Genomic DNA, 22,371 nt, shown 5'->3' with positions numbered 1-22,371 from the left:
AGTACGCGCCATCCGCAGGCTAATTGCCTGCTTCAGGATCGCGGATATTTGGCGCTTGTGCAGCATTGCCTGCTTTCCCTGCCCTTAGAACGTCCGCGCTTTGGGCGCGATTTTCTGAAGGCTGATACCGCCCTGTTCCTCGGTCGTCAGCGGATCAACGATGACCGGGCGATAGCTCAGCTCAACTGCGTTACCCTCAACGCGGCTGACTGTATGCACGCGCCAGTTTTCATCGTCACGCTCGCTGAAATCCTCGTGCGCGTGGGCGCCACGGGATTCCTTACGCGCCTCAGCACCGACGATGGTCGCCAGCGCGTTGGGCATAAGGTTGGTCAGTTCCAAAGTTTCCATCAGATCACTGTTCCAGACCAACGAACGGTCTGTGACTTTCAGATCGTCCATTTTGGCAGCAATCGCGGTCATCTTTTCGACGCCTTCAGCCATTGTTTTGGCCGTACGGAACACGGCTGCGTCCGCTTGCATGGTTTTCTGCATCTCAAGGCGTAGTTCCGCCGTCGGGACCGAGCCGCTTGCGTTGCGGACTTCATCGAACCGGTCAAAGGCTTTATCGACCGACGCCTGGTTCAGAACCGGGTTCGGCGCTTCGGCATCCACGACTTTACCAGCGCGGATCGCAGCCGCGCGGCCAAACACCACGAGGTCGATCAGCGAGTTAGATCCCAGACGGTTCGCACCGTGGACCGAGGCACAACCCGCTTCACCCACAGCCATCAAACCGGGGACAACAGCGGTCGGGTCTTCGGCGGTGGGGTTCAGAACCTCACCCCAATAGTTGGTCGGAATGCCACCCATGTTGTAGTGAACGGTCGGCAGAACCGGGATTGGTTCCTTGGTCACGTCGACACCCGCAAAGATCTTTGCGCTTTCCGAGATACCCGGCAAACGCTCTGCCAGAGCTTCGGCAGGCAGGTGCGACAGGTTCAGGTGGATGTGATCCCCTTCCGCGCCGACACCACGGCCTTCTCGGATCTCCATCGTCATCGAGCGCGAGACATAGTCACGTGGCGCGAGGTCCTTGTACTGGGGCGCATAACGCTCCATGAACCGCTCGCCTTCCGAGTTTGTCAGATAGCCACCCTCGCCCCGCGCACCTTCGGTGATCAGACAGCCCGAGCCGTAGATGCCGGTCGGGTGGAACTGCACAAACTCCATGTCCTGCAATGCCAGACCTGCGCGGGCCACCATACCGCCACCGTCACCGGTACAGGTATGGGCCGAGGTCGCGCTGAAATAGGCGCGGCCATAGCCGCCTGTCGCCAGAACAACCATCTTGGCGTTAAAGACATGCATCGTGCCGTCGTCCAGCTTCCAGCAGACGACGCCCTGACATTGCCCATCCTCGGACATGATCAGATCGATGGCGAAATATTCGATGTAGAACTCGGCGTTGTTCTTCAGCGACTGACCATACAGCGTATGCAGGATCGCGTGGCCAGTCCGGTCGGCAGCAGCGCAGGTCCGCTGCACGGCGGGGCCTTCACCGAATTCGGTTGTGTGACCACCGAACGGGCGCTGATAGATCTTGCCTTCTTCGGTGCGGCTAAAGGGAACGCCGTAATGCTCCAACTCGTACACGGCCTTGGGTGCTTCCCGCGCGAGGTATTCCATCGCATCGGTATCACCCAGCCAATCAGACCCTTTGACAGTATCGTACATGTGCCACTGCCAGTGGTCGGGACCCATGTTCGACAAGGACGCCGCGATACCACCCTGAGCCGCCACAGTGTGCGATCGGGTTGGGAAAACCTTGGTCACGCACGCGGTGCGCAACCCCTGTTCTGCCATACCCAACGTTGCCCGCAGACCGGCCCCACCGGCGCCGACAACGACCACGTCATAATCATGCGTTTCGTATTCGTATGCAGCCATTTCTTTCAGCTCCGGGAATTAAAGGGCAATGCGTGCGATGGCGAAGATGCCAGCCGCTGCTGCGCCGTATGACAGGCAGGTCACCAGAATGATCAGGACCTTTTCAAGCGTGCCGTGAACATAGTCTTCCAACATCACCTGCGCGCCATCTGCGAAGTGTTTGAAGCCAACCGCCAGCGTCAGCGCTGCAACAATCGCAGGGAAGGGCCGTGAATAGTAGTCCAGAACCACATCAAACGGCTGACCCAGAACCGGGCCAAACGTGAAGACAAACAAAGGCACGAGGATCAGCAACGCCACCGAGCTGACTTTCATGGCCCAGAAATGGGCGGTGCCGGATTTCGCCGAGCCAAGGCCAGCGGCGCGTTTGCGGTCGGTCAGATAACGCATCTCAGTCCTCCAATCACGCGACGATGACAAGGGTCAGAAGGGTCAACACCACCGATCCGATGACAACGGCCCAACCCAGTTTGGTCGCTGTTGGAAGGTCCAAGCCAAGCGCGTTGTCCCAGATCAGGTGCCGCACACCGGCCAGCGTGTGATACCACAGGCCCCAAACGGAAAGAGCCATCACCAGATCCCCGATCATCGAGGTGATTACCCCGTTCGCTATGGCAAACGCTTCGGGCGATGTGGCAGCGGCCAGGAACCACCAAACGATCAGCAGGCCCGCGACTAGTAAGGCGTTTCCTGTGATACGGGTCAGGATAGATGTGACCGACGTCAGCTGTGGACGATAGATCGACAGATGCGGCGAAAGTGGGCGATTGCCCCGATTTACATCGGCCATGGCGGCTCCTTTTCGGTTGGCTACCGAACGTTTTACTGTTTTTTGCGACACTGTCACGTGCTGCGGCTGCAAAATACAGCAAATTCGGCTCAAACCGGCGGATATTCCCAATATGTGATCACACAAAATAATGTCGTGATCACATATGACATTCCCCTTCATCAATGTTAGCGATTTCAAAGGCAAAAGGATGTGATCACGAATCTTTTGACGCGTCACTTAAGCCCTGCGGTTTGCTGCGTCACTTCGCGCAACAGTTTTCTGCGAATTCGTTCCGGGTAATCGGCAAATCCGGCCGCTGAAACTACAAATGCACCTTCACCCACAATGACATTCTCAAAGAAATATGCTGTCAGGTCCGGCTCACTCTCCTCAATGGCCAGGGCGTTGACAACAACGCCTCTGTCCCGCAGGGCGGCGTGAACTTGCGTCGGCTCGACGCCTTCATTGGATACCCCGTCGCCGGATAAATCGATCAGATGTCGGGTGCAGTGGGACACAGGCTCGAAGGAGTCGAGCGTTGTCTGAAGCGCTTCCCCAATCGCGGTTGAAAAGTTCCGCCAGATGCGCGGATCCTCAGAAACCTGTTCCGCAAAGCGATCCAAAGCTGCGAAACTGTCGATACGGGTCCAGGGGATCGTGATCCGCTGACGCGACGACCCGGTCCATTGCACCAGCATCAACTGTGCCTGACCGCGGACCAATGCCTCGGATACGATCGGGTCGCGCAGTCCAGCGGCCAGACCGTCCATCTGGATGCGGTACTCGCTGCCGTCGACCGAACCAGACACATCTACGGCCAAGGCCAAAGCCAGATCACAGGCTTGGGCTGCGGGTGCCAGAAACAGACTGGCCACTATCGCGCGAAGGGTATGCATGGTGCAAACCTAGCACGGCTTGCACGCATTGCATTCACATAACTGTCAGTTCGCCTATTGCGGCATCAGCGCCCAATAATCGAGGTCCAGAAGTACGTCCGACACGTACCGACCCTCGTCATTTTTTAACGCGAATGGTGCGCCTCCTTTGGTGGCGACCAGACGTAACCGGATCGCCCCCACGCCGGGTACGCCAGTCTCGGCCTTGTCCAGAACCTCGGACCACGCTTTGATGGTATCACCTGCAAAACAAGGGTTGGCATGCGCGCCACCGTTCAGGCCAACGATCATCTGTGCATTTGCCAAGCCATTGAACGACAGGGTGCGCGCCATCGAAATGACATGACCCCCATAGATCAGGCGGCCCTCAGGTCGAAACGTCAGGTCGAAATGCACTTTGGCGGTATTCTGCCACAGGCGCGTGGCCAACATATGCTCGGCCTCTTCCACGGTCACACCGTCCACGTGGTCGATGGTCTCACCTATTTCATAATCGCCCCAGCGATGCGGCTCACCAGCCAATGCAAAATCGTAGTTCGAAAAATCAAGGCCCTCGGGCACGATAAGGTCCTGAGGATCAAGAACCTTCTTCAACTCGGGAACAACTGTCTCAGGCGCAGGTGCATCGACATTCGCTTTGCGCACCATAACCCAACGAACATATTCGATGACCACCTCGTCCAATTGGTTCAGCCCGCGGGTACGTACCCAGACAACACCGGTTTTCCTGTTCGAGTTCTGCTTGACCCCGATCACCTCGGACACCGAACGCAACGTGTCGCCTGCATAGACGGGCTTTAGCCAACGGCCTTCGGCATAACCAAGATTGGCAACTGCATTCAGCGAAACATCGGGCACCGTTTTGCCAAACACCAAATGGAAGGCCGCCAGATCATCGATCGGGCTTTCCGGCAAACCACAATCCCGAGCAAATTCATCCGAGGAATACAGCGCATGACGCGCGGGATATAGCGCGTGATACAAACCACGCTCTCCTTCGGTCACTGTGCGCGGTACGGCATGTTGCAGCACCTGCCCGACGGCGTAGTCCTCGAAAAAACGTCCCGGATTTGTTTTTGCCATCACTGCTGTCCCAGTTTCATTTCAGGGGAATAGTCGGCCTCGACCTCTTTGGTCACAGCCTGCGCACAGCGCATCACGTTGTTTGCTGTGTCGAAGGCATAGGACGGGTCGCCATACAGTTCCCACCCTTTGGCCAGCGCGTCAGACACTTTGTGACAGAAGGCAGACGTGTCTTCTTCGGTCAACAAACGATAGAGTTTTGCCATTGCCTGAGGTCCTTATGAGCCGAACGGAGACGGGCCGACCAGCCCATGGATATAGCCGATGATCCCCAACAGTACGATCGAGGCCACAAAGAACATCGCGTCCTTACCGTAAGTTCCGGGCTCAGCCGGGCTCCATTCGGGTTCGGACTTGTTGATCACGATCACCTCGACCACGGCCCATGCCAAAAGCCCGCCAAACAGGATGATCGAAGCCAGATCGCCGTTCACCAGCAAATGCGCAAAGGCCCACAGCTTGAAGCCGCCCAGCATCGGATGGCGCAGCTTGTTCAGCAAACGGCCTTTTGTGCCAGCAGGGCTCATCATGTAGATCGCGATCAGCACCAACAGGTTGTTGACGTGGATCAGAAAGGTCGGCGGTGCCCAGACAAAGATGAAATCGGTCATACGATAGCCGAAGATCATCAACAGAATCGACGCGACCAGGGCCAAGGCAACTGCGCCCATGCCGCTGTCGCCCATTGCGGCGCGGCGTTCAGGCGCAACGCGTTTGAACAGGTGCGCCGCCCACCACAGCGCCACACCAAGAATTAGAAGAACAAAGCCCATGCTGGCTTACCCCGCTTGCAAAGCTGAAATCGCCTCTGCTTTTGCCAGAATTTCGCGGGCCGTTGCAACGTGCAGATTTTCAACAATCTTCCCATCCACAACAGCAACACCCTGGCCCTGTGCTTCGACTTCTTCAAAAGCCGTGATCTGACGGCGGGCCAAATCGATCTCGTCGTCAGACGGCGCGTAGGCGGCATTTGTGATTTCCACCTGAGCCGGATGAATCAGTGTCTTGCCGTCGAAGCCCATATCGCGGCCTTGCGCACATTCAGCGGCCAGACCGTCGCCGTCTTTGAACGCGTTGTACACGCCATCAACGATGATCAGACCTTCGGCCTTGGCAGCCAGCAGGCACAGACCCAATGACGTCATAAGCGGCAGACGGTCCGGGCGGAAACGGGTTTGCAGCTCTTTCGCCAGATCATTGGTGCCCATAACAAAGCCAGCCATCAGAGGATGAGCGGCAATCTCTGCCGCGTTGAGCATCCCGCGCGGTGTTTCCATCATGGCCCAAATCGGCAGATCTCCGGTGATCGCTGCAAGTGCATCCACGTCGGCCGCCGAGTTTACCTTGGGCAACAGAACAACGTCAGCATCCATGTCACGCACAGCCTCGGCGTCGGCACGACCCCATTTGGTGTCCAATCCGTTGATCCGCACGATCTTGACCCGCGCCCCGTAACCACCAGTGGCCAAGGCTGCCTTGAGCGTCTCGCGCGCGTTGTCCTTCTCATCTGCTGCGACGGCATCCTCCAGATCAAAGATGATCGCATCCACAGGAAGGGTCCGTGCCTTGTCCAGAGCCCGGTCTCTGGAACCTGGGATGTAAAGAACCGAACGATAGGGGCGCTGACGAGGATCCATGGACCACTCCCATTGAAATAAAGTTGCGCGGAATGGGGCATTTTTTGCCGGAAAGTTCAAGAAGAAATTTGCCGCAGCGCAGCAAAAGCGACGCAACGTGCTTTGCCTTAACCGAATTTCGCCACCTCGGCCCCACCCTGAGCAACAGATGGAATCGAAGGGGTACGGGATGGACAAGACACTGTTCAAGTTGACAATGGGTCTGGGGATCATGGTTCTGGCGGCACAACAGGTACAGGCTGCGGGCCAGAACTGCGCGCCGCGAGAGGACGTGTTGACACGGCTTCATGAAACTTATGGCGAAACGCGCCGGGGCCTTGGGCTGGCCCGGCAAGGCGCGGTTATGGAGCTGTTCGCTTCGAGCGAAAGCGGCAGTTGGACGATCACGGTGACTCTGCCGAACGGGATCACGTGCCTGGTGGCCTCCGGCCAGGCTTATGAGGAAGTCGCGGACGCCTTGCCACCGAATGCCTGATTACGTAAGCGCGTCCCAGATCAGTTTGCTGCCCGTTAAGGTCAACAACACGTAGGCAATTCCAAAGAACAGGCGTTCGGACATGATGAAATGCGCCCGAACGCCAATCCATGCCCCAAGAATAGCAAAAGGTGTCAGCAGCAAATCCGCCAGTGCCGTATGCCATGTGAACAAACCCAAAAAGGCGTAAGGCACAAACTTTGTGATGTTGATGACCCAAAAAACCAGCACAGTGCTGGCCTGAAACTCGGTTTTCGACAGTTTTTGTGACAACAGGTATACAGCAGCCGGCGGACCCCCGGCGTGGCTGACAAAGCTGGTAAAACCGGCTACCAGCCCCGCAAACAAACCGGCCGAAGGGGGTAGACGGTTGGCAAAACCGCGCACCCACCCTTTGGTCTGCGCGACGTGCCAGATGACGAAACCAACCGAGATGCCGCCGATCAGTAACCGCAGCAGATCGTCGTCCGTTGCCCGGTAGAGCCATGCACCCAGCGCAACACCCGGTACACCCCCTAAAATCAGCAGCCACGAATCTGCCCAACTCCACCTCTTCCAATAGGGCCCCAAAGTGGCCACATCGATGACCATCAGAATCGGCAGCATCAGCGCCAAAGCCTGCCCTGGCTCCAGTATCAGCGCCAGAATCGACGAAGACGCAAAGGCCACGCCCGAGCCGAAACCGCCCTTTGAGATACCTGCAAATATCACCGCAGGGATCGCCACAGCAAAAAACATCAGGTTCAATTCGAACATGCACCGATCCCGGTTTTGGCTTGTCTCAAAGGCCCTTTAGCGCAATCACACATGGATCCGCAAACGGTATGCGGTTGTATGCCACGTCGCAGAACCCTTGCCTATTGCCGTTTTAGCGACTAGCACGACCGCGATTTCAAAACCGACCGGAGATATTCCAAATGGCCAGACCCAAGATTGCGCTGATCGGCGCGGGGAACATCGGCGGCACGCTTGCGCATCTTGCAGCTGTCAAAGAACTGGGTGACGTAGTCCTGTTTGACATCGCTGACGGACTGCCGCAGGGCAAGGCGCTCGACATTGCCGAGTCCGGCCCATCCGAAGGCTTTGACGCCTCGATGACGGGCACAAGCGACTATGCCGATATTGCTGGTGCGGATGTATGCATCGTGACCGCTGGCGTGGCTCGCAAGCCAGGCATGAGCCGCGATGACCTGCTGGGCATCAACCTGAAAGTCATGAAGTCGGTGGGTGAAGGCATCGCCGCGCACGCACCCGATGCCTTCGTGATCTGTATCACCAACCCGCTGGACGCGATGGTGTGGGCTCTGCGCGAATTCTCGGGTTTGCCGCACAACAAGGTTTGCGGCATGGCTGGTGTTCTGGACTCGGCGCGCTTCGCACACTTCCTGTCGGAAGAATTCAACGTCTCGATGCGTGACGTCACCGCATTTGTGCTGGGTGGTCACGGCGACACCATGGTGCCTTCGGTACGCTATTCGACAGTTGCCGGCATCCCGCTGCCCGATCTGGTCGAAATGGGCTGGACCACGCAGGAAAAGCTGGACGCCATCGTTCAGCGCACCCGTGACGGTGGCGCGGAAATCGTTGGCCTGCTGAAAACAGGTTCCGCTTATTACGCGCCTGCCACTTCGGCAATCGAAATGGCCGAAGCTTATCTGAAAGACCAGAAACGCGTTCTGCCTTGCGCTGCCTATTGCAGTGGTGAGCTGGGTGTTGATGGTCTGTACGTTGGCGTCCCAACTGTGATCGGTGCAGGCGGTGTTGAACGTATCGTCGACATCAAGCTGAACGAAGACGAGCAGGCCGGTTTCGACAACTCGGTCAACGCCGTGAAAGGCCTGATCGACGCGTGCAAAGGCATCGACAGCTCGCTGGCGTAAAACTGCGTTCAGATTGGAACTCAAGACCGGCCCATTTCTGGGCCGGTTTTCTTTTGCCCAGATTAATCAGGGTCGCGAATGTTGGCGCAAACGTCGCAAATCCCTTTTTTGAATGTGATTTTCGGTCCTCGTTCAGATTTTTCGAATCAATTCATCCGCTGGCTATTTTTGTGATCACACGCTAAAAACCCGTGATCACAAATAGCGAAAATCTTCGCTAAAAACCCATTGGACATCAAAAAACCCTTTAAACTTGACCGCTAGACACCCCTATAACGGTTAAACGCAGTCAGACGGGACAATTTCGATGAACATTCACGAATATCAGGCCAAAGCTCTTCTTCGCAGCTATGGCGCTCCGGTCTCCGATGGTCGCGCCGTGCTGCGCGCCGAGGAAGCCAAAACCGCAGCCGGTGAACTGGACGGCCCGCTTTGGGTAGTCAAAGCGCAAATCCACGCAGGCGGACGCGGCAAGGGTTCCTTCAAAGAAGCCGACGCCGGTGAAAAAGGCGGCGTGCGTCTGACCAAATCGGTCGAAGAAGCCGCCGAGGAAGCCAAGAAGATGCTGGGCCGCACGCTGGTCACGCATCAGACCGGCCCCGCAGGCAAGCAGGTCAACCGCATCTATATCGAAGCTGGTTCGGGCATCGAACGTGAACTGTACCTGGCCCTTCTGGTAGACCGCCAGACCAGCCGCATTTCGTTTGTCTGCTCGACCGAAGGCGGCATGGACATCGAAGAAGTGGCCGCTGCGACGCCCGAGAAAATCCTGTCCTTCTCGGTTGACCCTGCGACTGGGTATCAGCCCTATCACGGTCGCCGCATCGCGTTCTCGCTAGGCCTGCAAGGCGCTCAGGTCAAGCAATGCGTCAAACTGATGAACCAGCTGTATAATGCCTTCGTCGAGAAAGACATGGAGATGCTGGAGATCAACCCGCTGATCGTCTCGGACAGCGGCGACCTGAAAGTGCTGGATGCCAAGGTCGGGTTTGACGGCAACGCCGTTTACCGCCACCCGGATATTGCAGAACTGCGCGACACGACCGAGGAAGACCCCAAGGAACTGGAAGCTTCCAAGTACGACCTTAACTATATCGCGCTGGATGGTGAGATCGGTTGCATGGTCAACGGCGCGGGTCTGGCGATGGCCACCATGGACATCATCAAGCTGTACGGGGCTGAGCCTGCCAACTTCCTCGACGTGGGTGGCGGTGCCACCAAAGAGAAAGTGACCGAGGCGTTCAAGATCATCACCTCGGACCCGCAGGTCAAAGGCATTCTGGTTAACATCTTCGGCGGCATCATGCGCTGTGACGTCATCGCCGAGGGCGTTGTCGCCGCGGTGAAAGAGGTCGGCCTGCAGGTTCCGCTGGTCGTGCGTCTGGAAGGCACGAATGTCGAGAAAGGCAAAGAGATCATCAACACCTCTGGCCTGGACGTGATCGCGGCAGACAACCTGAAAGACGGTGCCGAGAAGATCGTGAAGGCTGTTAAGGGTTAAGCTGCTTGCGGTGGGGTTGGCTTAAAGCCCGCCCCACAGCGCGAACAACTCAGCAAGTGTTTCTTGTTGAGAGGAATCGAAAGAAGCAATCGATCTGATGACCATCCCCATCTTCCTCATAGGTCTAGAACGCGCCACAGGGCGGGCGCGTTTGATGGAGCAGGAACTGCAAAAGGCAGGCCTGTCGGCTACGCGCGTTAATGCTGTTGATTGCGACGCCGCCACCCGTGAGGATTTCCTGCGCGAATGCAAGGCCGAGGGGCCGTGGGGTTATTTTCATACCAAGGATATGGCCTGCACCCTCAGCCATGCCAAAGCGTGGGAAGCATTGATCGCCTCGGACGCGGAACAGGCGTTGATCCTTGAGGATGACGTGTTTCTGTCACCGGAACTGGCCGATTGGCTGAATGACCCGTCCTGGTGGCCCGCAGATGCCGATATCGTGCGGTTTGAACGCTGGCGCAGCACCAAGCTTTATGTCGCGCTTGGGCGCAAGCGGTTGATCCATCTGGGGCGGGAGCTGCGCCTGATGCGGTCTCGCCATCCCGGAGGCGCCGCATACGCGCTGACACGGCAAGCGGCACAACATTTTCTGGCACAGAAACCCTATGATATCACGTTGGACGGGCTGTTGTTCAACCCGTCAGCCTCACCAGCGGCCCGTCAGATCAACATCTATCAGGTGATCCCGGCCATGGTCGAACAGGGCAACGAAGCGCCCGGCGAATACAATATGGGGGCACCGCGCAGTCGGCCCAAAGGCTGGCCATTGGTCCGGCAAAAGATCCGGCGCGGCATTGTTGAAATCAGCAGCGGGCTGCGCACCACGGCCAATCTGGCCTTGGGTCGTGCCACGCTCGAAAAAATACCTTATGCGCCGCAGGTTCTGCCGGCGACTGAACCCAATCAATCCAACACCGCCTAGAGAAAGGGACAAAATGGCAGTCCTCATCGACGAAAACACTAAAGTGATCTGTCAGGGCTTTACCGGCTCGCAGGGCACATTCCACAGCGAACAGGCCATTGCCTATGGCACCAAGATGGTCGGCGGCGTAACCCCCGGCAAAGGCGGGATGGAGCATCTGGGCCTGCCCGTGTTCAACTCGGTCCACGAGGCCAAGCATGTGACCGAAGCCAACGCCTCGGTAATCTACGTGCCGCCGCCCTTCGCGGCTGACTCGATCCTCGAAGCGATTGATGCCGAGATGGAGGTGATCGTCTGCATTACCGAAGGCATCCCGGTTCTGGACATGATGAAGGTGAAGCGCGCGCTGGAAGGCTCAAGCTCGCGCCTGATCGGCCCGAACTGCCCCGGTGTCATCACACCTGACGCCTGCAAGATCGGCATCATGCCCGGTCACATCCACAAGCGTGGCTCGGTCGGCGTTGTGTCGCGTTCCGGCACCCTGACCTATGAGGCCGTCAAGCAGACCACCGATGTGGGACTGGGTCAGTCCACCTGCGTGGGCATCGGCGGCGACCCGATCAAAGGAACCGAGCATATTGATGTGCTGGAATGGTTCCTGGCGGACGACGAGACCGAGTCGATCATCATGATCGGTGAGATCGGTGGCTCTGCCGAGGAAGAAGCGGCACAGTTCCTGGCGGATGAGGCCAAGAAGGGCCGCAAAAAGCCGACCGCCGGTTTCATCGCAGGCCGCACAGCCCCTCCGGGCCGCCGCATGGGCCACGCGGGCGCGATTGTCGCCGGTGGCAAGGGCGGTGCCGAGGACAAGATCGAAGCCATGCGCTCGGCCGGTATTGTCGTAGCCGAAAGCCCGGCGCAGCTGGGTGAAGCTGTGCTGGAAGCGATTGGCTGATATAGCAGCTTCGGCTGTCTAATCGGGGAGGAACGGAACATATGACCTTTAGTGAGGCTGTCAGAACGTGTTTCTCCAAATTCTTCACTTTTTCGGGCCGTGCATCGCGGCCCGAATACTGGTTCTTTTTCCTGTTCGTCGTGATCTGGGGCTTCATCGCCGGGATCATCGACTGGCAGTTCTTCACGCAGGTCTCGGTCACCGAAAGCGATGAGGTGAAATCCGTCACCGCCACGTCCAGCCAACCGGTCCAAAGCATTGTCGGCCTGATCGTCTTTTTCCCCCATCTGGCCGTCGCATGGCGGCGGATGCATGACACTGGGCGCAGCGGGCTTTACGCCTTGCTGCCGATCCTTCTGATCCTTGGCGCCTTTGCGGTTCTGATCTTTGGCATTGGTATTGCCAGCCAGTTCCATGGCGGAACGCTCGACATATTGTTTACTCGCGCAACATTGCTGATCGTCATTCCGACACTTATCGTTCTTTTTGTGTCGCCCCTCCTGGTTCTGTGGTGGCTGACCCGCCCCAGCCAACCAGGCACCAACCAATACGGTCCCAACCCATATGAGGTAGCCCAATGACCGAACACTCGCCCAACTCTGCCTTTCACGCCTCAAGCTTCATGCAGGGGCACAATGCCGAATATCTGGAGCAGCTTTACGCCCAATACACCAAGAACCCCGGTGCCGTAGACGCGGCCTGGGTTGAGTTCTTCAAGGCTATGGGTGACGCCGCGCCGGATGTGCAGCGCGAGGCCGAAGGTCCTTCTTGGGCGCGGACCGACTGGCCGCCCATGCCTGCCGATGATCTGACAGGCGCATTGACAGGGGAGTGGGCCGAGATTGACGCCAAAGCGGCGGGCAAGAAGATCAAGGACAAGGCCGAAGCAAAGGGCGTTGAGGTTAGCGATGACCAGATCAAACGCGCCGTGCTGGACAGCCTGCGCGCCCTGATGCTGATCCGGGCCTATCGGATCCGGGGCCATCTGGCCGCAGATCTGGACCCGCTGGGGATGCGCGCGGCATCCAATCACCCAGAGCTGGATCCAAAGACCTACGGCTTTACCGACGCCGACATGGACCGGCCGATCTTTATCGACAACGTTCTGGGGCTTCAGGTGGCCTCGATGCGGCAGATCGTCGAGATTGTGAAGCGGACCTATTGCGGCACCTTTGCGCTGCAATACATGCATATCTCGAACCCCGAAGAAGCCGCTTGGCTGAAAGAGCGGATCGAAGGTTACGGCAAGGAAATCGCGTTCACCAAGGAAGGCCGCAAGGCGATCCTGAACAAGATGGTTGAGGCCGAGGGTTTTGAGAAATTCCTGCACGTCAAATACATGGGCACCAAACGCTTTGGTCTGGACGGCGGTGAAGCGCTGATCCCTGCAATGGAGCAGATCATCAAGCGCGGTGGTGCGCTTGGCCTCAGCGACATCGTCATCGGGATGCCGCACCGGGGGCGTCTGAACATTCTGGCCAACGTGATGGGCAAACCGTACCGCGCCATCTTCAACGAATTCCAGGGTGGCAGCTTCAAGCCCGAGGATGTGGATGGTTCAGGCGACGTGAAATACCACCTCGGCGCATCCAGCGACCGTGAGTTTGACGGCAATTCTGTGCACCTGTCACTGACCGCCAACCCCTCGCACCTTGAGGCGGTGAACCCGGTGGTTCTGGGCAAGGTTCGCGCCAAACAGGATCAGCTTGGTGACACGGATCGCACCAAGGTCATGGCCATCCTGCTGCATGGCGACGCGGCCTTTGCCGGTCAGGGTGTCGTGGCCGAAGGGTTTGGTCTGTCTGGTCTGCGCGGTCATAAGACCGGCGGCACTATGCATATCGTGGTAAACAACCAGATCGGCTTTACCACTGCGCCGCACTTCTCGCGCTCGAGCCCCTATCCGACGGATATCGCGTTGATGGTTGAAGCGCCGATTTTCCACGTGAACGGGGATGACCCCGAAGCCGTGGTACATGCCGCCAAGGTGGCAACTGAGTTCCGTCAGAAGTTCCACAAAGATGTGGTTCTGGATATCTTCTGCTACCGCCGGTTTGGTCACAACGAGGGCGATGAGCCCATGTTCACCAACCCAATCATGTACAAAAAGATCAAAACGCACAAAACCACGCTGTCTCTGTACACCGAGCGTTTGGTCAAAGACGGCCTGATCCCCGAGGGTGAGATCGAGGACATGAAGGCCGCCTTCCAGGCACACCTGAACGACGAGTTCGAAGCCGGAAAAGACTACAAGCCCAACAAGGCCGACTGGCTGGATGGACGCTGGTCGCATCTGGACAAGAACAAAGACGAGTACATGCGCGGTGAGACAGCGATCACGCCTGAGACTCTGGCCGAGGTCGGCGGCGCGCTGACCCGCGCCCCGGCCGGGTTTGCCCTGCACAAAACCGTCGGTCGTCTGCTGGACCACAAGAAGCAGATGTTTGAATCCGGCACGGGCTTTGATTGGGCCACCGGTGAGGCACTGGCCTTCGGATCGCTGTTGACCGAAGGCTACCCGGTGCGTCTGTCAGGCCAGGACGCCACGCGCGGCACGTTCAGCCAACGCCATTCGGGATTCATCCATCAGGAAACCGAAGAACGGTATTACCCGCTGAACAACATTCGCGCAGGTCAGTCGCATTACGAAGTGATTGACTCGATGCTGTCCGAATATGCGGTGCTTGGGTTTGAATACGGTTATTCGCTTGCTGAACCCAATGCCCTGACCCTGTGGGAAGCGCAGTTTGGTGACTTCGCCAACGGCGCGCAGATCATGTTTGACCAGTTCATCAGTTCAGGTGAATCGAAATGGCTGCGGATGTCCGGTCTGGTCACGCTGCTGCCGCACGGGTTCGAAGGCCAAGGCCCCGAACACTCATCCGCGCGTCTGGAACGGTTCCTGCAAATGTGCGGTCAGGACAACTGGATCGTGGCGAACTGTACGACGCCCGCAAACTATTTCCACATCCTGCGCCGTCAGTTGCACCGCACCTTCCGCAAGCCGCTGATCCTTGTGACACCCAAGTCGTTGCTGCGCCACAAACTGGCCGTCAGCACCGCCGAGGATTTCACAACCGGTTCCAGCTTCCACCGGGTGCTGTGGGATGACGCGCAAAAAGGGAATTCGGACACCAAGCTGGTAGCGGATGACAAGATCAAGCGGGTCGTCATGTGCTCGGGCAAGGTCTATTTCGATCTGCTGGAGGAACGTGATGCGCGTGGCATCGACGACATCTACCTGATGCGGATCGAACAGTATTACCCCTTCCCTGCGCATTCGCTGATCAACGAGCTTGAGCGCTTCAAAGGAGCCGAGATGGTCTGGTGTCAGGAAGAACCCAAGAACCAGGGTGCCTGGTCGTTCATTGAACCTAATATCGAATGGGTTCTGACCCGGATCGGCGCAAAACACAAACGTCCGGTCTATGCCGGTCGCGCAACATCGGCCTCGCCCGCGACGGGTTTGGCCAGCCAACACAAAGCCCAACAAGAAGCGCTGGTGAACGAAGCGCTGAGCATTAAAGGAAAGTAAGCGATGACGATTGAAGTTCGTGTTCCCACGCTTGGCGAGTTGGTCACCGAAGCCACTGTTGCCACATGGTTCAAGAAGCCCGGCGATGCGGTCGCCGTGGATGAGATGCTGTGTGAGTTGGAAACTGACAAGGTCACAGTGGAAGTGCCTTCTCCCTCTGCGGGTGTGATGGCAGAGATTGTAGCCGCCGAAGGCGACACCGTTGGCGTTGATGCTCTGCTTGCCACCATCACGGCTGGCGAAGGCGCGGCTGCTGCCCCGGCTGCAGCAGCGGCCCCTGCTGCCGCGCCAGCTGCTGCGGGTGGGTCTGTTGATGTGATGGTTCCTACACTTGGAGAATCCGTCACGGAAGCCACCGTTTCAACCTGGTTCAAACAGGTTGGCGACAGCGTCGCGCAGGACGAAATGTTGTGTGAATTAGAAACCGATAAAGTCTCGGTCGAGGTTCCGGCTCCGGCTGCGGGTGTTCTTGCTGAAATCGTTGCGCCGGAGGGTGCAACTGTGGATGCAACCGCCAAACTGGCCGTAATCTCTGGCGCTGCCGCGGGCGCGGCACCTGCACCTGCTCAGGCGGCAGCAGCGGCCCCGGCAGCCGCAAGCACCGGCAAGGACGTGGCGAATGCACCCTCTGCTGAAAAAGCGATGGCCGAAGCCGGATTGTCAGCAGATCAGGTCACTGGTACCGGTCGCGATGGTCGCATCATGAAGGAAGACGTGGCAAAAGCAGTCGCTACAGCCGCGGCTCCGGCGCCAGCACCGACGGCACCGGCCCCGGCCGCTCAGGCTCCACGAGCACCGGTTGCGGCTGAAGACGAGGCCCGCGAAGAACGCGTTCGCATGACCCGTCTGCGTCAGACCATCGCCAAGCGTCTTAAGGATGCGCAAAACACGGCCGCGATCCTGACCACCTATAACGAGGTGGACATGACCGAGGTGATGGCCCTTCGGAACCAGTACAAGGACCAGTTCGAGAAGAAACATGGCGTGCGTCTTGGTTTCATGTCGTTCTTCACCAAGGCCTGTTGCCATGCGTTGAAAGAAGTGCCCGAGGTGAATGCCGAGATTGACGGCAATGACATCGTCTACAAGAACTTCGTCCACATGGGCGTCGCCGCTGGCACACCGCAAGGTCTGGTGGTTCCGGTCATCCGTGATGCGGACAGCATGTCCTTTGCCGCGATCGAAAAAGCCATTGCCGAAAAGGGCAAGCGCGCCCGCGACGGTAAACTGTCCATGGCTGAAATGCAGGGCGGCACGTTCACCATTTCGAACGGTGGTGTCTATGGCTCGCTGATGTCGTCGCCGATCCTGAACCCCCCGCAGTCGGGTATTCTGGGGATGCACAAGATTCAGGATCGTCCGATGGTCATCAACGGTGAGATCAAGATCCGCCCGATGATGTATCTGGCGCTGTCCTATGACCACCGGATCGTCGATGGTAAAGGCGCGGTGACCTTCCTTGTCCGCGTGAAAGAGGCGCTGGAAGACCCACGCCGCCTGCTGATGGATCTGTAATCATGGCGACACATGTACTTTGGCAGGCCGATGTGGCCGATTTCGACGTCTGGCTGAAAGTCTTCAAGGAAGATCGAAAGATGCGTGAGGCCGCGGGTATCCGCGACCTCCATATCTGGCGCGACCCTGAGCAGAAAGATCATGCCGTGGCATTGTTCGAAATCACCGATTTGGAGCGCGCGCAGAACTTTATCGAGTCAGAAGAGCTCGCCATGCACCATGAACGTGGGGGCGTGGCCCATATTCACACAAAAGTTCTGACACCCGTCTGAACATGATGGCGGAGCATCAGGGGTGACACACCTTTTGCATACGCTCCGCCACAGAACTCATACGTACTCAACACGGCGTCTTGCAATGAATGCAGAACTGACAGCACTGACCATGGCCGCCCTTCTACAGGTTCTGCAGTTTGTTCTTATGGCAGTCCCTGCAAATCTGGAATTGGGTCCGGGCAAAACCATGTCCGCTCGTGACAGGGCCAGATTGGGCGGGTCCTTGGAAGATCAGCTCTCGGATGGGACAGCGCGGCTCTACCGTGCCCTCAACAACCATTTCGAAGGCTTGATCCTGTTTGCCATAGCTTGTGTCGTCGTCACCGTTTCAGGCAAGGAAAACGCACTGACGGCCACCTGCGCCTGGACCTATCTGGCCGCGCGCGTGATGTATGTTCCCGCATACTATTTCGGTTGGAAACCATGGCGCAGCGTCATTTGGTTCTTCGGGTTTCTGGCCACAACCCTCATGCTTTTGGTGGTTTTGCTATGAGACCGCCAACCCATATCCTGTTCAGAGGTTCCTGCCCTGCAACAGCCCGAATTCTCAAGGAGATCTTCCATGGCAAACTATGACGTTATCGTAATCGGCGCCGGTCCCGGCGGCTATGTCTGCGCCATCCGCTGCGCTCAGCTTGGTCTGAAAACCGCCGTGGTCGAAGGGCGCGATACGCTGGGCGGCACCTGTCTGAACGTGGGCTGTATCCCGTCTAAGGCGTTGCTGCACGCCTCGCACCAGCTGCACGAGGCCGAGCATAACTTTGCCAAGATGGGTCTTAAGGGCAAAGCACCTTCGGTCGACTGGAAGCAGATGCAGGCCTACAAGGACGAGGTGATCGAGGGCAACACCAAGGGCATCGAATTCCTGTTCAAGAAGAACAAGATCGACTGGTTGAAAGGCTGGGGATCGATCCCTGCCGCTGGTCAGGTCAAGGTTGGCGATGAGGTTCACGAAACTAAGAACATCATCATTGCGTCTGGGTCCGAACCCTCTTCGCTGCCTGGTGTCGAAGTAGACGAGAAAGTCGTTGTGACCTCAACCGGCGCACTGTCGCTAGGCAAGATCCCGAAAAAAATGGTCGTCATCGGCGCGGGTGTGATCGGGCTTGAGCTGGGCTCGGTCTACAGCCGACTGGGGGCTGAGGTGACGGTGATTGAATTCCTCAAGGAAATCACGCCGGGTATGGACCCCGAAGTGCAAAAGACGTTCCAGCGCATATTGAAAAAGCAGGGCCTGAACTTTGTGATGGGTGCCGCGGTGCAAAAGACCGAAGCGACCAAGACCAAGGCCAAGGTCACCTACAAACTGCTCAAGGATGACAGCGAGCACGTGATCGACGCCGATACCGTTCTGGTCGCCACTGGGCGCAAGCCGTATTCCGACGGTTTGGGACTGGACGCCTTGGGTGTTGAGATGACCCAACGCGGCCAGATCAAGGTGGGTTCCGACTGGCAAACCAACGTGCCGGGCATCTATGCCATCGGCGACGTCACCGAAGGCCCGATGCTGGCGCACAAAGCTGAAGACGAGGGCATGGCCGCAGCCGAGCAGGTTGCAGGCAAACATGGTCATGTGAACTATGGCGTTATTCCAGGCGTAATCTACACCTGGCCCGAAGTTGCAAATGTGGGTGAGACCGAAGCAACGCTGAAGGAACAAGGGCGCGCCTATAAAGTCGGCAAGTTCATGTTCATGGGCAATGGACGCGCCAAGGCCAACTTTGCCTCGGACGGGTTCGTGAAAATCCTCGCCGACAAGGAAACAGATCGCATTCTTGGGGCTCACATCATTGGCCCGGCTGCGGGTGATCTGATTCATGAGGTCTGCGTTGCGATGGAGTTCGGCGCTTCGGCAGAAGATCTGGCCCTGACCTGTCACGCGCACCCAACCTATTCAGAGGCTGTGCGCGAAGCCGCGCTGGCCTGCGGTGACGGGCCAATCCACTCCTGATCCGATACTTGTGAAACCGGAGTATTGCGAGGCTCTGCCTCGCGCTCCGAGGTATTTTGAGCCAGATGAAGCGGGGGATCCCGACTTTGTCTGTTTCATAGTTATCCAGGGCAGGTGTGGCAGGGCAGAACCGCTGTTACCACATGGTTTTCCGGGCGCGCCCATGCCATTCCGCATCATAATGTGCGCCACCTTCGTCGCCGCTGGATGCCTCGGCAAGCAGCTCTCCCACGGTTGGAAGCTGCGCGCTTTCATCCTCGCTGGTCCAGGTTCGAGCCCGCATCAAAGCGCGCGCGCATTGGCTGTAAATTTCGCTGATCTCAATCAGAATAACGGTCGCCGGGCGCTTGCCATGTTTTTCAAACCGGGCGCGTAGCTCTTCGTCAGCCGTGAGTTTAGCGGTTCCGTTCAATCGAATGACTGTGTTCGATCCGGGTACGAAAAACATCAATGAAACACGTGGGTCGCGCACGATGTTCCGCAGGGAATCCAAACGGTTGTTGCCACGCCAATCTGGCATGGCCAGTGTTCGCGGGTCCAATTCCAGCACAACCGGGCCATCATCGCCACGCGGGCTGCCGTCCACGCCTTCCGGACCGACGGTAGTGAGCACACAAAGGCGCGATGCCATAATCCATTTGCGATACAATGGTGTCAGATGACGAACGACCTTACGCAAAGATGGTGCGCCGGGTTTCCCATAGTGGGTTTCCAGCGTTGCAATGTCGTCAATGGTGTCCATCAGGATCAAACCCCACTTCGCGCATCAGTTCATTCGAGCGTGTTTCAATCACATCTTCCAATCGACCAAGAAAATCGTCCCGCTCAACCCCGGGTTCAATTGGCTCAAGAAAATCCACGATCGCGAGGCCGGGTTTGCGCATGACCCCGGTCCGGGGCCAAAACACTCCGGCATTTGTAGCCACTGGCACACAGGGTACTCCGAGACCTTCATAGAGAACGGCTGTACCGATCTTGTACGGTTTCTTAACCCCTGGTGCGACGCGCGTGCCTTGAGGGTAGATCACCAGTTGCCCAGGTTCTGAAAACTCTTTCGCCACGTCCTTAACCATCTTCGCAACCGCTGCGCCGCGCTTGCCGCGATTGACCGGAATACAGCCAAGCCGACGGGCATACATTCCGATGACCGGTGTAAACAGGAGTTCACGCTTCATGATGAACTTCCCATGGGGAATAGCGCTGAAGATCATGATGATATCAAGGAACGACTGATGCTTGGCACCCACGACCACTTCATTGGTTGGCGCGGTGCCCCGAACCTCACACCGAATACCCACCATCCAACGAGCCAGCCACATGGTGCTATTTGCGTACGTTTTACACGCCCTCAGAGCCCCGCGTTTCGAGAACAGGGCGTAAGGCAGAAATACAATGCCAAGGATCAGCATCCAGGCGTAGATCACGATCATGAAGACCAAAGAGCGCACCCACTGAACGGCTTTGAACATCAGGAAAGTTCCTTCAACTTGCGTCGGGCCGCAGCCCAGGTGGCGAAAAAGGCGACAGCCGCGCCAAGAATGGGGATGAGAATGGGCAGCACCCAATCGGTGCCCTGAAAGCCCACCCCGCTCAGAAAGCCGCCGGCATCCGAGGCTTCGGGCAGCAACAAAACGCCCGTCATACCCAGCAAGGTCCCAATAAAGGCACCGAAAAAGGCGCGATAGGTAAAGCGCCGGACAAAAGCCCCGGCGATAAATCTGTCGCGCGCGCCAACCAGACGCAACACCTCGATGATCTGCGCATTGGCCGCCAGAGACGCATTTGCCGCAAGCGTGATCATGGCAGCGGTTGCTCCTCCGATCAGCAGGATCGAGATCCACCCCAAACGCCGTAGCGACATAGCCGCCTCGACAAGAGGTTCACGCCAACGCGTATGATCATCCAGCACCGCGCCCGGCACTTCGGCTCCCAGACGCAAACGCAGACCCGTCACATCCATTCCCGGTTCACCTTCGGTGATTTCGATGAGCTGCGGGATGGGCAAACTGTCCAAAGGCAGGTCCATTCCGAACCACGGCGACAAAAGCGCGGCCTGTTCCTCGGCACTTAAGGCGCGAGCAGACGCGACGCCAGGTGTCTGGCTGAGCACCGACAAGGCTGCTTCAGTCTGCGCAGCAAGCTGCTCTGCGGGGGCATTGATCCTCAGGGTTGCGGCCCCCGCCAGTTCCGAGGCCCAACGGTCGGCAATCCGGCCAGACGCAAGCGCCAACGCCAGTGCAAACACCACCAGAAATGCCATCGCCCCGGCAACAAACAAAGTCAGATGAGCAGTGTATCCGGTTGGCGGAACGACACGGTTCGCCCGCGAATCGCCACGCAGCAGGGTATTTACCTCAGCTCTGGTCATAGGTCGGCCCCCGCCAGATGCAGCTTGCGCTGAGAAATCCGCAGCACGCGTGCCTGAACCTGACTTTTGGCGGCTCGGATCAGGCTCATGTCATGGGTTGCGATCAATACTGTCTTGCCCATCCTGTTCAACTCGATCAGCAGGCGCAGCAGACGTTGGGACATTTCCCAATCCACATTGCCCGTGGGCTCGTCCGCCAAGACGACATCGGGCGACAGGATAACAGCACGGGCCAAGGCAGCGCGTTGACGTTCGCCTCCGGACAATTCAGGCGGGTGTGCTTCAAGCCGCGCGCCAAGCCCCACCCAACTGAGCAATTCGTTCAGATTGTCCTGTTCTGACGTTTCAGAGCGCCCGGACACCATCAGTGGCAAAGCGACGTTTTCCGCAAGCGTCATATGGTCCAGGAACTGACAATCCTGATGTACGACACCGACACGACGACGCAGCACAGCCAGTTGATCCCGGTCAAGTGAGGAAATGTCCTGATCAAATACGCTCAGACGCCCCGAGGTTGGCAGCAGGGCCCCATAACACAGTTTGAGCAGCGTTGTTTTGCCCGCGCCGGACGGGCCGGTCAGAAAGTGAAACGATCCCGGCTGCAATTGAACCGAGACGTCGCTCAGCAATTCGCCGCCACCGTAGGTGTAGCTGACATTTTCCAGCTCGATCACACGTGCCCCCATTATTTGCCGCTCTTCTTGCCCGAGCAGGGTGGCGGATTCAATGGCTCTACCGAGTCCAATTGGTGACACTTGGCCCATGAAACCGAA

At 57.9% G+C, this 22,371-nt stretch carries 24 protein-coding genes; 11 read left to right on the top strand and 13 right to left on the bottom strand.

Going from position 1 to position 22,371, the window contains the following annotated elements; genetic code table 11:
- Positions 1-84 precede the first annotated feature (84 nt).
- The 8 genes from sdhA to ACXADZ_RS02310 all read right to left on the bottom strand — a co-directional run bounded on the left by sdhA (position 85) and on the right by ACXADZ_RS02310 (position 6,278).
- Complete coding sequence (gene sdhA / locus ACXADZ_RS02345) at positions 85-1,890, bottom strand: succinate dehydrogenase flavoprotein subunit (protein ID WP_475192408.1); 1,806 nt, start codon at positions 1,888-1,890, stop codon at positions 85-87.
- An 18-nt stretch (positions 1,891-1,908) separates the two neighbouring features.
- Positions 1,909-2,280 carry a succinate dehydrogenase, hydrophobic membrane anchor protein gene (sdhD, locus tag ACXADZ_RS02340; RefSeq protein WP_050604070.1) on the bottom strand — a complete coding sequence of 124 codons (372 nt, stop codon included), beginning with the start codon at positions 2,278-2,280 and terminating at the stop codon, positions 1,909-1,911.
- Between the two features lie 13 nt (positions 2,281-2,293).
- Positions 2,294-2,680, bottom strand: a complete 387-nt coding sequence (sdhC, locus tag ACXADZ_RS02335) for a succinate dehydrogenase, cytochrome b556 subunit (RefSeq protein WP_171093663.1) — start codon at positions 2,678-2,680, stop codon at positions 2,294-2,296.
- Between the two features lie 215 nt (positions 2,681-2,895).
- A complete protein-coding gene (locus ACXADZ_RS02330) occupies positions 2,896-3,558 on the bottom strand; it encodes a DUF1194 domain-containing protein (protein ID WP_171093665.1) in 663 nt (220 codons plus the stop codon).
- Positions 3,559-3,612: 54 nt separating this feature from the next.
- Positions 3,613-4,641: a MaoC family dehydratase gene (locus ACXADZ_RS02325; RefSeq protein ID WP_475192406.1), complete on the bottom strand. Its 1,029-nt coding sequence runs from the start codon at positions 4,639-4,641 to the stop codon at positions 3,613-3,615.
- Positions 4,641-4,847: a DUF1737 domain-containing protein gene (locus ACXADZ_RS02320; protein ID WP_171093669.1), complete on the bottom strand. Its 207-nt coding sequence runs from the start codon at positions 4,845-4,847 to the stop codon at positions 4,641-4,643. The genes ACXADZ_RS02325 and ACXADZ_RS02320 overlap by 1 nt, the downstream gene beginning before the upstream one ends.
- A 12-nt stretch (positions 4,848-4,859) precedes the next feature.
- A complete protein-coding gene (locus tag ACXADZ_RS02315; RefSeq protein WP_475192404.1) occupies positions 4,860-5,414 on the bottom strand; it encodes an NnrU family protein in 555 nt (184 codons plus the stop codon).
- Positions 5,415-5,420: 6 nt separating this feature from the next.
- Positions 5,421-6,278, bottom strand: a complete 858-nt coding sequence (locus tag ACXADZ_RS02310) for an HpcH/HpaI aldolase/citrate lyase family protein (protein WP_171093673.1) — start codon at positions 6,276-6,278, stop codon at positions 5,421-5,423.
- Positions 6,279-6,447: 169 nt separating this feature from the next.
- Between ACXADZ_RS02310 and ACXADZ_RS02305 the strand changes: the two genes are divergently transcribed.
- On the top strand, positions 6,448-6,753 hold the full coding sequence (locus ACXADZ_RS02305; protein ID WP_475192403.1) for a hypothetical protein: 306 nt from the start codon (positions 6,448-6,450) through the stop codon (positions 6,751-6,753).
- Here ACXADZ_RS02305 and ACXADZ_RS02300 read toward each other — a convergent pair whose 3' ends face one another.
- Positions 6,754-7,509, bottom strand: coding sequence for a sulfite exporter TauE/SafE family protein (locus tag ACXADZ_RS02300; protein ID WP_475192402.1), 756 nt, complete (start codon positions 7,507-7,509; stop codon positions 6,754-6,756).
- A gap of 161 nt (positions 7,510-7,670) precedes the next feature.
- Between ACXADZ_RS02300 and mdh the strand changes: the two genes are divergently transcribed.
- From mdh to lpdA, 10 genes are all read left to right on the top strand, one after another.
- A complete protein-coding gene (gene mdh, locus ACXADZ_RS02295) occupies positions 7,671-8,633 on the top strand; it encodes a malate dehydrogenase (RefSeq protein ID WP_475192400.1) in 963 nt (320 codons plus the stop codon).
- Positions 8,634-8,940: 307 nt separating this feature from the next.
- Positions 8,941-10,134 (top strand): ADP-forming succinate--CoA ligase subunit beta, encoded by a 1,194-nt coding sequence (gene sucC / locus ACXADZ_RS02290; RefSeq protein ID WP_171183956.1) that lies wholly within the window; start codon positions 8,941-8,943, stop codon positions 10,132-10,134.
- Between the two features lie 97 nt (positions 10,135-10,231).
- Entirely contained in the window at positions 10,232-11,059 is an 828-nt protein-coding gene (locus tag ACXADZ_RS02285) for a glycosyltransferase family 25 protein (RefSeq protein WP_475192398.1), read from the top strand.
- Positions 11,060-11,072: 13 nt separating this feature from the next.
- Positions 11,073-11,954: a succinate--CoA ligase subunit alpha gene (gene sucD / locus ACXADZ_RS02280; protein WP_117870362.1), complete on the top strand. Its 882-nt coding sequence runs from the start codon at positions 11,073-11,075 to the stop codon at positions 11,952-11,954.
- Positions 11,955-11,995: 41 nt separating this feature from the next.
- Positions 11,996-12,535 carry a DUF805 domain-containing protein gene (locus ACXADZ_RS02275; protein WP_171093687.1) on the top strand — a complete coding sequence of 180 codons (540 nt, stop codon included), beginning with the start codon at positions 11,996-11,998 and terminating at the stop codon, positions 12,533-12,535.
- Positions 12,532-15,489, top strand: coding sequence for a 2-oxoglutarate dehydrogenase E1 component (locus ACXADZ_RS02270; protein ID WP_171093689.1), 2,958 nt, complete (start codon positions 12,532-12,534; stop codon positions 15,487-15,489). The genes ACXADZ_RS02275 and ACXADZ_RS02270 overlap by 4 nt, the downstream gene beginning before the upstream one ends.
- Positions 15,490-15,492: 3 nt before the next feature.
- Positions 15,493-17,004 carry a 2-oxoglutarate dehydrogenase complex dihydrolipoyllysine-residue succinyltransferase gene (odhB, locus tag ACXADZ_RS02265; protein ID WP_475192396.1) on the top strand — a complete coding sequence of 504 codons (1,512 nt, stop codon included), beginning with the start codon at positions 15,493-15,495 and terminating at the stop codon, positions 17,002-17,004.
- Positions 17,005-17,006: 2 nt separating this feature from the next.
- Positions 17,007-17,276, top strand: coding sequence for a hypothetical protein (locus tag ACXADZ_RS02260; RefSeq protein WP_171093694.1), 270 nt, complete (start codon positions 17,007-17,009; stop codon positions 17,274-17,276).
- 85 nt (positions 17,277-17,361) lie between these two features.
- The gene (locus ACXADZ_RS02255) at positions 17,362-17,772 is read left to right on the top strand and encodes an MAPEG family protein (protein WP_475192394.1); all 411 of its coding nucleotides are present in this window, start codon (positions 17,362-17,364) and stop codon (positions 17,770-17,772) included.
- 69 nt (positions 17,773-17,841) lie between these two features.
- A complete protein-coding gene (gene lpdA / locus ACXADZ_RS02250) occupies positions 17,842-19,230 on the top strand; it encodes a dihydrolipoyl dehydrogenase (RefSeq protein WP_171093697.1) in 1,389 nt (462 codons plus the stop codon).
- A 136-nt stretch (positions 19,231-19,366) separates the two neighbouring features.
- Here the strand turns inward: lpdA and ACXADZ_RS02245 are convergent, their stop codons facing one another.
- Genes ACXADZ_RS02245 through ACXADZ_RS02230 form a run of 4 tightly spaced genes read right to left on the bottom strand, consistent with a single transcriptional unit; the run spans position 19,367 to position 22,272 of the window.
- Positions 19,367-19,972 (bottom strand): pyridoxamine 5'-phosphate oxidase family protein, encoded by a 606-nt coding sequence (locus tag ACXADZ_RS02245; protein WP_475192392.1) that lies wholly within the window; start codon positions 19,970-19,972, stop codon positions 19,367-19,369.
- On the bottom strand, positions 19,959-20,699 hold the full coding sequence (locus ACXADZ_RS02240; protein WP_475192390.1) for a lysophospholipid acyltransferase family protein: 741 nt from the start codon (positions 20,697-20,699) through the stop codon (positions 19,959-19,961). Before ACXADZ_RS02240 ends, ACXADZ_RS02245 begins: the two co-directional genes overlap by 14 nt.
- On the bottom strand, positions 20,699-21,598 hold the full coding sequence (locus tag ACXADZ_RS02235) for a cell division protein FtsX (RefSeq protein WP_475192388.1): 900 nt from the start codon (positions 21,596-21,598) through the stop codon (positions 20,699-20,701). Before ACXADZ_RS02235 ends, ACXADZ_RS02240 begins: the two co-directional genes overlap by 1 nt.
- A complete protein-coding gene (locus ACXADZ_RS02230; protein ID WP_171093705.1) occupies positions 21,595-22,272 on the bottom strand; it encodes a cell division ATP-binding protein FtsE in 678 nt (225 codons plus the stop codon). The genes ACXADZ_RS02235 and ACXADZ_RS02230 overlap by 4 nt, the downstream gene beginning before the upstream one ends.
- Positions 22,273-22,371: the final 99 nt, after the last annotated feature.

The organism is Ruegeria sp. ABM4_193, from assembly GCF_056158705.1.
This window is presented reverse-complemented; position numbering and strand designations above follow the sequence as displayed.